A 12,369-nucleotide genomic window follows, 5' to 3' on the forward strand; every position below is an offset into this window, starting at 1 on the left:
AAGACGGGCGTCTGGAACTCGACAACAACCGCAGCGAGCGCTCCATCAAGCCGTTCGTCATCGGCCGCAAGAACTGGTTGTTTGCCAACACCCCGCGGGGTGCTAAAGCCAGCGCCATTACCTACAGTATTATAGAAACGGCCAAGGAAAACGGGTTAAATCCCTTCCACTACCTTATCTACCTCTTCGAAAAACTTCCCAACCTGGACCTCGAGGATAAAAACGCCCTGGATCAACTCCTGCCGTGGTCGGAAACTTTGCCTCCTATTTGCCTGATGAATAATTAAGCTTGTTTTAGCCCCCACCTTAGGTGATAGGTGGGGGCTATTTTACGCTTACGAGAAGGTGATCCACTACAGCTTCGACGGTAGCCGGATGGTCGAGAACACCATCCTGAGCGTTACTCTGCCGTCGAACCCCCTGGCCGTGGCTGCCGGGTGGCAGTACCCCGACGTGGTGGTGGCCCTGTCCGATAAGCTCTACCACTACTCCTTTACGGGCATAAGCATGGTGGAGAACCCGGCCCTTTCGGTTGCGGATCTGGCCGGAGCGGTGGCCATGGGCGTTCGGGAGGGGGAAGTGGCGGGCCTGGTGGGGAAGTCGATCAAAGACTACATGTTTGATGGCTCGGGCATGGTGGAAGTGCCCTACCTGGAGCCCTCCGGGCTGACCAATCCTATCGACTTCGCTCTGATGGCCGGGAGTTATGACGTGGCCGTCCTGGACGGCAACCAGGTAAGGTACTACAACTTCACAGGCTCCGGGCTAGCGGAAAACCCCGCTTTAGCTGTAACCGGGCTCTCTTCTCCCGTGGCTATAGCTGCTGCAGGGGAGAAAGACCTTGTAGTGGTGGACGGAAAGCAAGTAAAGCACTTTTCTTTTGACGGCTCTGCTTTCCGGTACAACGCTGCCCTCTCGGTCACTTCGGGCCTGAACAACCCCGTCTGCGTGGCCGTGCGGCCGGGGGCCTTCGATAGGATAATCATTGATGGGGAGCAACTGAAGTATTACTCCTGGGACGGGAGCCAGCTGGTCTATAACCCCAATATGTCCGTCACCGTGGCCGGGCTTTCCAGCCTAGGTAGCTACGCTCCTTCGGCGGTGGCGGTTTCCCTGGCGAAGGACCCTGGCAATGACGTGGACCACGTCCGGGTGAGGGCCTACGTGAGCGTGCCCGACAAGACTTCGGTGACCTTTTCGGTTACCGCTGACGGCACCAACTGGGTCAAGGTGTGGCGGGTGAGGGGCACGCCGTCCGGTCCTGTGGCCGAAGTTACCACCGACAACGGTTCTACCTGGACGGCCATAGGAGATAGCTTGACGGTGAGCCCTGCCTCAAGCGACACCAGGCTGTGGGTAAAAGTCACGCCGGGCCGGGCCGTGAGGTGGAAGGCCGAGCTGGCCACTTCTGACCCGAGCGTTACTCCTAGGATAGTGGCCTCCGGCGGGGTGGCGGTAGTGTGGGACGCAGACGCGAAGCCGGATCCGCCGGTAATTGATACGCAAAGCATGTGCTACACCACCACAACACCGACCTTGACCTGGACTTTCTCAGATCCCGACCCCGGCGACAGCCAGAGCGCCTTCCAGGTGCAGATTGTGCGGGCTTCTGACCAGCAACTGGTGCTGGACACCGGGCAGGTGCCGGGGAGCGAGACGGAATATACCGTCCCCACCAGCGGCGTTCCAGACGTGCCCGGGCCACTGTGGGCTTCCAGGGAGTGCCGGTTTAATGTGAGGGTCAAAGTTTAGGATCAGGCCGGGGTGGACTCCGAATGGTCTGCTTGGGTTGACTTCTGAGTGATTGCCTTTGAGCGGCCCAGGGTGGCCGGGATAGCCAGCCCATCTTCCGGGCAGGCTGCGCCGGATCCAGCCACTCCTTCGACGCATATCCTAATAACTCCCGGTATGACTACGGCCCAGCTCCCGAAGGTGAAGGCCGGGGCCAAAGTGACGCTTCTGGTGGACAGCGTGGGGCCTATAGATACGGCCACGGCGGTCTTCCCTTATGGTGCGGGGAGGGAAGCCACGATAGGGTCCGGGCCGGTGACCGTGCAGGCTAACGGGTTGAACAAGACATGGCAAGTGGAGTTCTGGACCGACCCGAGCTTGGAGATTACTCCGGATGGTACTGAAGTGAAAATGCACTTAAGTGGTACTGGACCGGCAGGGAGCGCGGCCCTGGACGCGCCGCCCTACACTGACGGCGTGGTAGTGACCGAAGGGACCGTTTACAGCGACTGGTTTGTGGTGCTGCAGGGGAGAGATACGTCTTAATTGTTAAGCCGGGACAACTAAACCCCGGCTTTTATTTTAAGATCTTTAATTCAAAGGAGTGTGATCTGATGCTGGCAATTCAAACTAATCCCCAACCAGCAGCCCTGGCTGTTAAGGCCGTAGGTATAGACGTCGGTTACGGCTTTGTCAAAGCCGTTTCGCCGGTGGCCAGGGTTTCTTTTCCCTCGGTAGTGGCGCCTTATGTTGAGGATCCCCTAAGCGGGATGTTCCGCGATGGGACAGGCCATAAGGTAAAGGTGCGTAAAATAAGCGGGGAGGTAGAGGAAAAGCTTGTTGGCGAGGCGGCCCTGCGATCCATGGCGGTTACCACTTCTTTAAGCCGGGAGAAACCGGCGAACCTCCACGACTTGTTGCTGCTTGCAGCCGCCTACCTGGCAGGCACCGGGGATAAAGGACCATTTCCCAAACAGGTTGACCTGGCGGTGGGGTTGCCCCTGGCCTATTTCCGCGCCCAGAAGGACGCCTTGAAAAAGCGCCTGGAAAGCCTGGCGGCCTGGGTGAGCGTGGACGGCGGGGAGGATAGGCATATCAGCTTTGGCAAGGTGCTGGTGTTCCCCCTGGGGGCGGGCGTAGTGCTGGCTGGGGATGTAGCCCTGCCCAAGAACGGTTACCTGGGGGTAGTCGATGTGGGAACATATACCACCGATTACCTGCTGTTTGAGATCCGGGGCGATAGCGTACCCTGCCCCCTGCCGGAGGCCTGCGGCAGCCTGGAGGCGGGCGTCCACCTGGTACACCGCGCCCTGGCTACCGAGTTCCAGTGCCAGACAGGGGCTCCCCTGGCCCCGGCCATGTACCAGGAGGTTGTTGAAGACGCATTTGTTGGCCGGCCCATTCACTATGCAGGCAAGGATATAAATCTTGAGAAAGCGTTATTGAAGGCCAGGCGCGACGTCGCCCAGGCTATCGCCCAGGGGGTGCTGGCGGCCTGGGGCGGCCGGGCCGGGTTTGTAGCTCTGACGATCCTCGCCGGCGGCGGGGCCTGCCTGTTTGTTTACTATATCGGTCCAGCCCAGATTAAGAGGGTAGAAGAATATTTTGCCGAGCGGAAACCATACAGCCCCTGGCGGGAAGGCGGTGATCTCATTGCTCAAAAAAAGCGATATCGAAGCGGTAATAAAAAATCCCGACAGGATACGAGTTTACTACCAGCCGGTAGTGAACCTTACGTCCGGGCGGCTATGGGGATATGAGGCTTTGGTCCGGGGTGAGGGAGTCCTTGCCAAACCAGGGCTGCTCTTTAAAAGCGCCGCAGCCTGGGAGCTTTTGGGCGAGCTTGATACGGCCTGCTTTTTGGCCGCCCTGGCCGGCGGCTACCCGCCGGAGGGTTACTTAAGTGTTAACGTGACCGCGGCAGAGCTGGTTGATATTGAAGCTGGTTGCTACGCGAACCCCCGCTTGGTCATAGAGTTAACCGAGTATGGCTGCAGGGATATACAGCAATTAACGGGCGCCTTGAGTGCCTGGCGCGGGAATGGTGCGAGGATAGCTATAGACGACGTTGGGCCGGATATAGGCTAACTACGGGCTGCCCTGCACCTGCGGCCTGATTTTGTAAAAATAGACCGTTCACTTGTGAGGGGTTGCGACTGCCATGTTTCCAACCGCCTGCTGCTGGCCCAGGCCCTGGAGGTATGCCGTTACCTGGAGGCGGAGATAATTGCCGAGGGTATTGAAAAGCCGGGCGAGTTAAAAGCATTAAGGGACCTGGGCGTAGAGTACGGCCAGAGCTATCTTTTGGGTAAACCACAACCTGTCTGGGGAAAGGTTTGCGTTATGGCCGGCGGGTTTTGACGGTGAACCCAGGGGGCCGCCGCAAGGCTTGACCCCTCCGGGCTAGCGTAGCGGCGGCCCCGTAAAAGGCAACAGCGGTTGGCAGCAGGAGCGGCTTGCGCGCACCTGCTGCCTTGATTTAAAGATTGGCCTTCCGGCTGGCCTCGGATTATACCGCCGCCCTGGCCAGTCCGGCAAGGGTACGGCCTGCGGCATAAACGGCCTCCTCCCCGCTACGCTTCGCTTCGCGGGTCCCCTCCATTTATTCCTCGGCCCGGCCCTGCGGGCCGCCCTTGCCTCCCGGCCGGGCGGCAAATTTTGCTGGTAAGGCCGGAAGGCCAGGGGCCGAAGGCCCAAAAAGGCAAGGAGGCGGTATGGATGGCCGTAAAGCTGGAGGAAAGCCGGGTCAAGCAGGCAGTGGACAGTTTGCTGGAGATGTTTGCCAGTGGCAATTTGCCCCAGGCAGTAGCGCGGACCTTTATCAACGCCAGGGCTGATATGGCAGGCCTAGCGATAAGTGGAGCCTGGGCAACCGGTTGCTGATGCTTATTGCCGGGACGGAGGACGCCAGGGGCTACCAGCAGTGGCGGGAAGCCGGCCGGCAGGTGAAGAGGGGAGCCAAAGCTTTTGCAGAATTAAAGAAACTGGGCATAACGGTACGGGAAGCGATATGGAGAGCCAGGTCGAAAGAGGAAAAGGGCATAGATGATGCCCTGGTAGCCGGGATAAAGATAAGGGTTGTTTGATTGATTTTGGCGATATCATATGCTAATATGTTTTTAGGGTGGAAAAAGCTGTATATAAACCTAAAACAGGTGATTTTATGAAAAAGCAAACTGAAGCATGTTAAAAATTGCAGCAGAGGATTAGGATTTAGCCGAAAGGAAGGTGACAAATGGTGAGCGTAGCCAAGGATGAATTATACCGGCTTATAGAAGCCTTGCCAGAGAAAGAAACCCCTGTAGTGAAAAGGTTTTTGGAGTTTTTATTAATCCAGTCGAAAAACGAGGACCAGGCGTGGCTGGAAGCCGAACTAGGTGAATTGCCCCCGTATGATTGGGGTCCAGAGGGGCCGCCTAAAGGGAAACCGGTACGGTATGAAGCAGGGATCGGATTGATTATTGAAGGAGGCAAACAGTAATGGCCATTGAGGCTGTAGCAGCAGGAGATATTCTTCTGATTGCCCTTCCTGTCCATGACCCTAAAGGTCATGAACAGGAAGGAGTAAGGCCTGCTGTTGTTGTCGGTGTACCTCAAGGCCCTGTGCGCTATCCCGTGGTGATTGTGGTCCCCTTGACAACTAGAAGCGGCCCATGGGCCAAGCAAAACCCTATTCTATACCAGCCTTTACCTCCAGGAGCAGGGGGGATTCCCCAGGCCTCTATAGTTTTAATTGACCAGGTGCGGGCCGTTGACGTTAGAAGGATAAAGGCATATCTTGGGTCCCTAGAGGAAAAGACATTTGAGCCAATCCGATCTAGCTTGCTTAAACTCTTCCAGAAAAAGCTTTTTTATGACCAGGGTTAAGTATTCTTCTGACGACGAGGTACTGTTTATCTATAATCAAACGATCAACCCGGCAATAGACCGCCGGGCGTTTTATTTGTTTGGCCTGGAGCTGTTTGCTTTGACCAGGCACCAAAGGAAGGCTTGCCCACGCAGGCCTTCCTGATTCCAGGAACCAGGCAAATTTGACGGAAGGAGCGCTACGTTACGGCTGATGCCGGCGCGCTCCTTTTAAAGGCAGGTTAAGCGGGCAGTCGCCCGCGATTACACATACCAGGCAGAGCCTGGTAGTTATTTATAATTCGTGTAACGCTTTTTGTATATCTTTTTTGTTATCTGGGAGGAAGAACACGGCGTCGCCAGGAGGCAGGGCAGCGACCAGGAAATCATCGACCTGGTCTTTGTTTTTACCCATCCCGCCCAGGCGGCTTTTGAACGGCCGCCTATTATGGGGCTGTATTTACCGCCGCAGGTGAAAGGAGCATAGACGTATGGCTAAAAGCAAAAACACAACAACGCCAGGCCTTACCGGCCTGGTGGACGTTCTTTCTCCCCAGGCCCTGGACTTCGGGGCCAGGCAGATAACCATCGGGGAACAGGTAGCCAGGGTTTTAGTTATAACCGACTATCCCCCGCGGGTAGGCCCGGCCTGGCTCGCCAGAGTGGCCGGGATGACGGGGGTGGTGGCCTCTATCCACGTACGTTACCCCTACCGACCCGGCGAACCTGGTATTAAGCATCAACCGGGCCATAGGCGAGTACACCGGAAGGTTAGAGCTGGGCGGTAACGCCCTGGTGATGCAGCGCACCGAACAGGCCCTGAAGGACGCTCAAGAACTGCTGAGAAAGATTGACCAGGAACAGCAGCAGGTATTCTACGTGACTGTTGTTCTCCTGGTCCTGGCCCCTGTTCAGGAAACTCTTGACCGGCGGACGCGGCAGGTGGAAGCAGCCCTGGCCGCCGCCGGTATGCGAGGGGGGGTGGCCGTATTCCGGCAGGAGGAAGGACTGAAGGCGGCCGGCCCCTGGGCGGTTCTGCCTTCCGGCATTAAGGACGCCGGGACCAGGAACATGCCGGCGGAGACGGTGGCCGCCAGTTTTCCTTTTACTGCTTCCGGCATCAACGATGGCAGCGGCGTAGTGTTAGGCCGAGACCGGGACGGGGGACTTGTGCTAGTAGACATCTGGTAGCGGGGCGGTGACAGGACGAACTCTAACTGGACCGTCCTGGCGAAACCCGGCGCCGGCAAGTCCTTCGCGGTGAAGATGCTGATTTTACTAGAACTGGCCCGGGGGGCCAGGGTGATCATCATCGACCCGGAACGGGAGTACCGGGATATGTGCCGCCTTCTGGACGGGGCCTGGATCAACTGCGCCGGGGGCAAAGGGCGCATCAACCCCCTGCAGGTGCGGCCGGTACCCCTGGAAGACGAGGAAGGCGAAGAAGAAAGGGTGACGGCTCAGGGACCCCTGGCCCTCCACCTGCAAGTCTTACGGACTTTCTTTTCCCTCTACCTGCGGGAGCTGAACGACCTGGAAAGGGCGGCCCTGGAAGAAGCCCTGGTGGAAATCTACCGCCAGGCGAGGATAGGCTGGCAGAACGACCCGGCGACAATACCTCTGGAGAAATGGCCTACCACCAGGGAGCTTTATGCTTATGTTGCTTCCAGGGCGGAAGAACGCCCGGAAACCTACGGCCGCCTGGCAGTCCTGTTGCGCCGTGCGGCGGAGGGGGCCGACGCCTCTTTATGAGCCGGGCCGACCACGGCATCCGCCGATAGCGATTTAATCGTCCTGGACATCCACGACCTGCAGAACGCGGATGATGCCGTGAGGAGGGCGCAATACTTCAACGTTTTGTCTTTCGCCTGGGAACCAGATCGAAAAAGACCGATCGCTTACAGCGGCAGCACGGGCAAGAGCACCGGGCCGCACCTGCATTTTGAGGTTAGGGTGCATAGCCAGCCGGTCAACCCTGTCAATTACTTCAAGTAAACGAATGGAGGGCGAGAAGATGGATGAGGTCAGCAGATATGATCATGCCGTCCAGGTTTATGCCGCCCACCTGGAGGCGGCTAACCTGGCTAAGGGGAACGCTGAAGCGGCCAGGCAAGCCCTGGCCCTGGTGGACCCCGGGAACCCGGCGCTAAAAGTGCCTATGAAGGAATATGCTTTGTTAAAGGCCCAGCCTCTTTTGTTGCTGGTGGAAATCCTTTTTGGCGGCAGCCGGGATGCCCCTCGGCGGGCGATAACGCTGGAACTGGCCCTTCTGGCCGGCACCGTGGCCCTGGGACGGGGGGAAAGCTCCGCCCGGGTGCTGGGCGTACTGCAAAGGGTATTGGAGAAGTCTTTGGTAAGGGAAAGGTGAAAAATACAGATATACCCCCTCTAATCTTAAGGGGGTATATTATCTTAGCCTCTATAAGCTTACTTTCTGCAGTGATTTTTTTACGACTGCAGGTTTGGTAAGTCTTTCTGGGTTTTTGTTTTCTTCTTCGCGGATGAATTTAAAAAATCTATCCATATCACCTTGACATTTTTCTAGAATTAGTTCACGTGCCTTTCTTACTTCATTCACAATGGGATCTTCATAGGCCATAACTTAATTCCTCCCCATTAGTTCAAGTGGAGTAACAATTTCCGGGGTTTCTAATCCTACTGAAGCGTTATATCGTTTTAGTTTTTTACGAACCTCACCGTGGGCGAGATGTTTGCAATTCCAGGTTAAAATGTAATCCAGGTTATATGCCACTCCGTATGCGAGATGAACGGCGTCTAATGCTGATTTTTGGGGAATTCCTAGGACAGTGATATATTTTCTTGCCAGCTTTTCAACTTCATCTGTTACAGGCAAGATTTCAAGGCCTTCAAGATAACGGGACCTTAAAGAAGCAACTTCAGGATCCCCAGCTTGCGCTTCTACTACAACAGCTTGGGAGATGTATATTTGAAATTTGTCCCTTTCATAAATCCACCGTTCATGGGTTGCCTGTTGATTGGCAGCTACTATCAAATCGCGGCTTAACCTGGCTGCAAGGTAGCTGGGGATGGTTGTCTCCAGGTATAATGTTGGTTTTTCTCCCACGGAGTATCACCCCGATTTTATTTTAATATAGCCTAAAAAGTACTCGGAGGCAATAGCGAAGGTGGAAATATCAATAACAAATTGGAATTACTAGCAATTATATGGAAGGAGTAGAGACTCATGATGTATGCTTTAATCCTTGCCCCGGCCAGGGCGGAGCAGGTGAGAAAAGCCGTGAAAGAATACGGCGAAGTGGTATTTGACCAGGCCGGGACGATGGATTCCTTGGGCATTCGTAATGCCTTCCAATCTGCCGCCAGGGTGGCGGCTGATGCCCTGATCCTCGATATAGATGCCGGTCCGGGCCCGGACCTGGTGGCCGCTGTCCAGGGTTACCGCATAGCCAGGCCCTATACGAGGATATTCTTGCTGGCGCCCGGCAGGCAGCCGGGAGATGCGACGGTGGCAAGGCTTGTGGGGTTGGGAGTGTATGACATAATAGACGGCACGGTTGAGGCCGACTGGGGTGATTTAGTCGCCCAGGCCCTTACCTGCGTCCCGGCCACCTACGCCCAGGCCGCCAGGTGGCATATCATGAGTGGCTTAACCGGAGAAGAACAGGTAAAGGAAAAAGTAGTCATCGAGCAGCGGCCGGTAGGGGTGGTGACTATCGCCGTGGCCGGGGCCGCGCCGGGTTTGGGCTGTACCCATACCGCCCGGGCCATAAGCGCTTTTTTAGCCAGGCAGGGCCATAATGTGGTCCTGGTGGAAGATAGCCAGGACCCGGTCATGGAGGATTACCTTAAAATTATCAAGGCGGACGACGGCCGGGTAAGCAAGGCCGGCCGTATAAAAGGCTTTGATGTGTTTCCTTTTGCTAAAACCGGGGTTGACAAATTCATAGAAAGGGATGGTAATTTTATATTTGACGAGCTTTTGCCTGAGTTGAGGGCCGGGCGGTATGAATATATTGTCCGCGATTTAGGGGTAGCTGACAAAAAAGGACCAGGGAGGCTTTTAGATCCAACCTGGCTGTGCTGGTGGCCAGCGCCGCCCGGGGCCCTTTTGTAAACAACACGGGTTGGCAGCAGGAGCTGCTTGCGCGCACCTGCTGCCTTGATTTAAAACCTCCTGGCCTTCCGGCCAGCCTTAGATTATACCGCCGCTTTGGACCGTCCGGCAAGGGTACGGCCTGCTGCATAAACGGCCTCCGCTCCCCCTGGGCGGGTCCCCTCCATTTATTCCTCGGCCCGGCCCTGCGGGTCGCCCTTGCCTCCCGGCCGGGCGGCAAAGTTTGCTGTTAAGGCCGGAAGGGCAGGGGCTGAAGACCTGAAAAAAAGAGTGTGCACTTGATAAATGGTGGCAAATTTGATACCATTTTTTAGAGGCGGGAGAAATAAATGAGCCAAATTGAGAAGCTCCTTAAGGCAATAAAAAGAAATCCCAGGGATGTACCCTGGGAAGATATTGATAGAGTGCTCAAGTATTATGGTTTTAATTGCCGCCATCAAGAGTGTAGTCATTATAATTACTATCATCCTGAGCTGGTTGAGATTTTAACGATCCCCCGCAGAAGGCCGGTTAAGGCTATATATGTTAAGAAAGCGCTAGAATTAATCGAGAAGCAGGAAGGGAAATCTAATGAGTGATAAAACGTTAGATTACTATCTTAACCTCAACTATGAGGTATCTCTTCGCCGCCTTACAGAGGAGGAGGGCGGCGGATGGCTGGCCAGCATACCCCTTTTACCGGGTTGTATATCAGACGGAGAAACTCCGGCAGAGGCCATGGCTAATCTGGAGGATGCCAAAAGGGGTTGGATAGAAACCGCTTTGGCGTTACAACGAGATATTCCCGAACCGGATAACAATGAAAAATATAGCGGCAAATTTACTGTACGCCTTCCTAAATCCCTCCACAGGGCTATTGCCACCAAAGCACAAGAAGATGGTGTTAGCCTTAATCAAATGGCTATTTATCTCCTTGCTTTAGGTTTGGGTAGAAAAATGGTCAAAGGCCAAGACTAGGTGTTAAACGTTATCTCATAGCTTATAATCTTTTGGTATTTTTTTGTAGGACCAATAATGCTTAAAATAATTGAAAGGTGTCCTCAATGAATATACGGCAAAAAATCATTTTGCATCTAATCCGTTATGCAGGTGGTAAAATATCACGTTTGAGATTAGTAAAATTAGCGTTCCTATTTGCCCAGGAATGTACCTCGAAGCAAATAAGTACATTCTACCAATTTGTTCCCTACCGATATATACAGTAAATCAGTTAAGAGAGCTTTATGAATTGGATAAAACATCTCTTGGTGTTGTGCGCCCCTAACCTTAGGATGATATTATTTTTATTATGAATGAGATAAATACACACTACTTAACGGAATTGAGTTGATAACTTATAGAATAACCCAGTATGGTCTAGTAGAGGCATATCTCTACTCGACCATCATATAACAATGCTTTATATAACTATATTATGGAAGTAAGATACGCTTTATTTTCACAATTTTTGGGAGAACGCCAGTTTGCCGGATCCAGCTAACATGCAAAACTTGGCTTAGATATATTCTTTCTCTTAATAATAAATATTAGTACCCGTAACGCTCACGACGCAACCGGAAAGCCTCAGCGCTGCCCTCCATGATTGTGCTGACATGCTCCTTAATCTCGGACTGATCGATACTTCCTGCACTAATAACGGTGCCGAGACGATTTTCTACCCCAAATGCCACAATCAGCTCAGCGTCACCGTTGACGGGTATGTTGGCGTTGTGAGTCGCGACGATGATCTGCCGGAAAAACTTTCGCTGCCGGAGTAGTTGGACGACTACCTCGTAAACATAACGGTTGTCTAGGTCATCCTCGGGCTGATCGATAATAAGAGGTTGATCGCCGGCGGAAAGTAGAAGACTTAAAATCGCCATGCTCCGCTCTCCGACTGAACCAGTAGTAATAGGCTTGAAGTCTCCGCCTAGTGTGCATAAGCGTGCCTCTAGTAAGAAAATCTCTATGGCATTAACACCCGACCTCAAAGAAACAGTAGGGCAACCCTAATTATATTCGCTATCCCTATACCATATCCTTCCAGGATTAAAGACAAAAAGCCTGGAGGGGATAAAAAAATGCCGGAGCAACCTTATATAGCCGTAGTATGCCCATCAGAAGATAAAATCCAGAGAAAAAACCGGACACCAGACGCAGAAAGAAAGTGGCGGAAGCGCCATGGGTTACCACCTGTTCGAAGGCAAGGAAAACGCGGTCCGGGCAAGGCTCCCAGGGCAGACCGGTAGGAGGTAGCCCGGGCGGTGGCCGTGGTATTAGTGGATAACCCAACAGCCCCGGCACCAATCCTGGCCCAACTAGCAGGCCTGATCAGGGAAGATGCGGGAGAAAAAGACCGCAGGGCTACGGCAGAAAGGGTACGGCAGGCTATGAAAGACTTGCAGCGGATGCCAGGACTGGCCGGGGATGAAGCTCTGGCTGAAGCTGTCCGGCAGGCATTTATGAAGCGCGAAGAAGAAAAGGAAAGGCGGCGGCAAGAACGGGAAAGAGCGCAAGTGGACAGTGAAGAAGAGGCTGCCATGATAGCCTGGCTGCAGTACCAGCAGGCCGTAAATGCCGCAGAGATGTCGTAAGCGTCAAATACTACCCACCTTTTGCGTTACGTAAGTATAAAATAACCCCCACCTATCATCTGAGGTGGGGGCTAAAACAAGCTTAATTATTCATCCGGCAGACAGGAGGCAGAGTTTCCGACC

17 protein-coding genes and 3 pseudogenes are annotated in these 12,369 nt (G+C 54.2%); 17 read left to right on the forward strand and 3 right to left on the reverse strand.

The features are described 5' to 3' along the window. The 13 genes and pseudogenes from MOST_RS15540 to MOST_RS15590 all read left to right on the forward strand — a co-directional run. On the forward strand, positions 1–287 hold a 287-nt coding region (locus tag MOST_RS15540; protein ID WP_129588706.1), incomplete at its 5' end, for a transposase domain-containing protein. Positions 288–345: 58 nt separating this feature from the next. Beyond that, complete coding sequence (locus tag MOST_RS15545) at positions 346–1,752, forward strand: glycoside hydrolase family 78 protein (protein WP_054937094.1); 1,407 nt, start codon at positions 346–348, stop codon at positions 1,750–1,752. 48 nt (positions 1,753–1,800) lie between these two features. Then, the gene (locus MOST_RS17705; protein WP_054937093.1) at positions 1,801–2,277 is read left to right on the forward strand and encodes a hypothetical protein; all 477 of its coding nucleotides are present in this window, start codon (positions 1,801–1,803) and stop codon (positions 2,275–2,277) included. A gap of 68 nt (positions 2,278–2,345) precedes the next feature. Then, entirely contained in the window at positions 2,346–3,491 is a 1,146-nt protein-coding gene (locus tag MOST_RS17425; RefSeq protein ID WP_054937092.1) for a ParM/StbA family protein, read from the forward strand. Next, positions 3,457–4,092 (forward strand): annotated as a pseudogene (locus MOST_RS18065) (EAL domain-containing protein). The gene MOST_RS17425 and the pseudogene MOST_RS18065 overlap by 35 nt, the downstream one beginning before the upstream one ends. Before the next feature lie 357 nt (positions 4,093–4,449). After that, the gene (locus MOST_RS17710) at positions 4,450–4,614 is read left to right on the forward strand and encodes a hypothetical protein (protein WP_181950136.1); all 165 of its coding nucleotides are present in this window, start codon (positions 4,450–4,452) and stop codon (positions 4,612–4,614) included. Continuing rightward, on the forward strand, positions 4,608–4,817 hold the full coding sequence (locus tag MOST_RS17715) for a hypothetical protein (RefSeq protein ID WP_054937088.1): 210 nt from the start codon (positions 4,608–4,610) through the stop codon (positions 4,815–4,817). Before MOST_RS17710 ends, MOST_RS17715 begins: the two co-directional genes overlap by 7 nt. A gap of 152 nt (positions 4,818–4,969) precedes the next feature. Beyond that, entirely contained in the window at positions 4,970–5,212 is a 243-nt protein-coding gene (locus MOST_RS15560; protein WP_245909673.1) for a hypothetical protein, read from the forward strand. Beyond that, positions 5,212–5,598: a type II toxin-antitoxin system PemK/MazF family toxin gene (locus MOST_RS15565; RefSeq protein ID WP_054937086.1), complete on the forward strand. Its 387-nt coding sequence runs from the start codon at positions 5,212–5,214 to the stop codon at positions 5,596–5,598. The genes MOST_RS15560 and MOST_RS15565 overlap by 1 nt, the downstream gene beginning before the upstream one ends. Positions 5,599–5,893: 295 nt before the next feature. Then, a complete protein-coding gene (locus MOST_RS17525; protein ID WP_157049490.1) occupies positions 5,894–6,064 on the forward strand; it encodes a hypothetical protein in 171 nt (56 codons plus the stop codon). Positions 6,065–6,068: 4 nt separating this feature from the next. Next, positions 6,069–7,464, forward strand: a pseudogene (locus tag MOST_RS18640) (VirB4 family type IV secretion system protein); the annotation flags it as partial. Beyond that, a pseudogene (locus MOST_RS18320) lies at positions 7,459–7,572 on the forward strand (M23 family metallopeptidase); the annotation flags it as partial. The pseudogenes MOST_RS18640 and MOST_RS18320, both read left to right, overlap by 6 nt. 19 nt (positions 7,573–7,591) lie before the next feature. Beyond that, a complete protein-coding gene (locus MOST_RS15590; RefSeq protein WP_054937085.1) occupies positions 7,592–7,945 on the forward strand; it encodes a hypothetical protein in 354 nt (117 codons plus the stop codon). Positions 7,946–7,996: 51 nt separating this feature from the next. Here the strand turns inward: MOST_RS15590 and MOST_RS15595 are convergent, their stop codons facing one another. Beyond that, the gene (locus MOST_RS15595) at positions 7,997–8,176 is read right to left on the reverse strand and encodes a hypothetical protein (RefSeq protein ID WP_054937084.1); all 180 of its coding nucleotides are present in this window, start codon (positions 8,174–8,176) and stop codon (positions 7,997–7,999) included. 3 nt (positions 8,177–8,179) lie between these two features. Further along, positions 8,180–8,662: a type II toxin-antitoxin system VapC family toxin gene (locus tag MOST_RS15600; RefSeq protein WP_054937083.1), complete on the reverse strand. Its 483-nt coding sequence runs from the start codon at positions 8,660–8,662 to the stop codon at positions 8,180–8,182. Between the two features lie 120 nt (positions 8,663–8,782). Here MOST_RS15600 and MOST_RS17440 point away from each other — a divergent pair, with 120 nt between their 5' ends. The 3 genes from MOST_RS17440 (at position 8,783) to MOST_RS15620 (ending at position 10,630) form a co-directional block, all read left to right on the forward strand. Next, positions 8,783–9,673, forward strand: a complete 891-nt coding sequence (locus MOST_RS17440) for a P-loop NTPase family protein (RefSeq protein WP_054937082.1) — start codon at positions 8,783–8,785, stop codon at positions 9,671–9,673. Between the two features lie 329 nt (positions 9,674–10,002). Then, complete coding sequence (locus tag MOST_RS15615; protein WP_054937080.1) at positions 10,003–10,251, forward strand: type II toxin-antitoxin system HicA family toxin; 249 nt, start codon at positions 10,003–10,005, stop codon at positions 10,249–10,251. After that, complete coding sequence (locus tag MOST_RS15620; protein ID WP_054937079.1) at positions 10,244–10,630, forward strand: type II toxin-antitoxin system HicB family antitoxin; 387 nt, start codon at positions 10,244–10,246, stop codon at positions 10,628–10,630. The genes MOST_RS15615 and MOST_RS15620 overlap by 8 nt, the downstream gene beginning before the upstream one ends. 569 nt (positions 10,631–11,199) lie before the next feature. Here MOST_RS15620 and MOST_RS15625 read toward each other — a convergent pair. Further along, positions 11,200–11,535: an ATP-binding protein gene (locus tag MOST_RS15625; RefSeq protein WP_054937078.1), complete on the reverse strand. Its 336-nt coding sequence runs from the start codon at positions 11,533–11,535 to the stop codon at positions 11,200–11,202. Between the two features lie 381 nt (positions 11,536–11,916). Between MOST_RS15625 and MOST_RS17445 the strand changes: the two genes are divergently transcribed. Continuing rightward, positions 11,917–12,246, forward strand: a complete 330-nt coding sequence (locus MOST_RS17445; protein ID WP_054937077.1) for a hypothetical protein — start codon at positions 11,917–11,919, stop codon at positions 12,244–12,246. Positions 12,247–12,369 lie beyond the last annotated feature (123 nt).

This window comes from Neomoorella stamsii (genome assembly GCF_002995805.1).
In the GTDB taxonomy this organism is placed as follows: Bacteria; Bacillota; DSM-521; order Neomoorellales; family Neomoorellaceae; genus Neomoorella; species Neomoorella stamsii.

Bases quoted from the DNA above. Each gene is read 5' to 3' on its own strand.
- MOST_RS17425 (WP_054937092.1), top strand. From the start codon at position 2,346: ATGCTGGCAATTCAAACTAATCCCCAACCAGCAGCCCTGGCTGTTAAG.
- MOST_RS17710 (WP_181950136.1), top strand. From the start codon at position 4,450: ATGGCCGTAAAGCTGGAGGAAAGCCGGGTCAAGCAGGCAGTGGACAGT.
- MOST_RS15565 (WP_054937086.1), top strand. From the start codon at position 5,212: ATGGCCATTGAGGCTGTAGCAGCAGGAGATATTCTTCTGATTGCCCTT.
- MOST_RS15590 (WP_054937085.1), top strand. From the start codon at position 7,592: ATGGATGAGGTCAGCAGATATGATCATGCCGTCCAGGTTTATGCCGCC.
- MOST_RS15595 (WP_054937084.1), bottom strand. From the start codon at position 8,176: ATGGCCTATGAAGATCCCATTGTGAATGAAGTAAGAAAGGCACGTGAA.
- MOST_RS17440 (WP_054937082.1), top strand. From the start codon at position 8,783: ATGATGTATGCTTTAATCCTTGCCCCGGCCAGGGCGGAGCAGGTGAGA.
- MOST_RS15615 (WP_054937080.1), top strand. From the start codon at position 10,003: ATGAGCCAAATTGAGAAGCTCCTTAAGGCAATAAAAAGAAATCCCAGG.
- MOST_RS15620 (WP_054937079.1), top strand. From the start codon at position 10,244: ATGAGTGATAAAACGTTAGATTACTATCTTAACCTCAACTATGAGGTA.
- MOST_RS15625 (WP_054937078.1), bottom strand. From the start codon at position 11,535: ATGGCGATTTTAAGTCTTCTACTTTCCGCCGGCGATCAACCTCTTATT.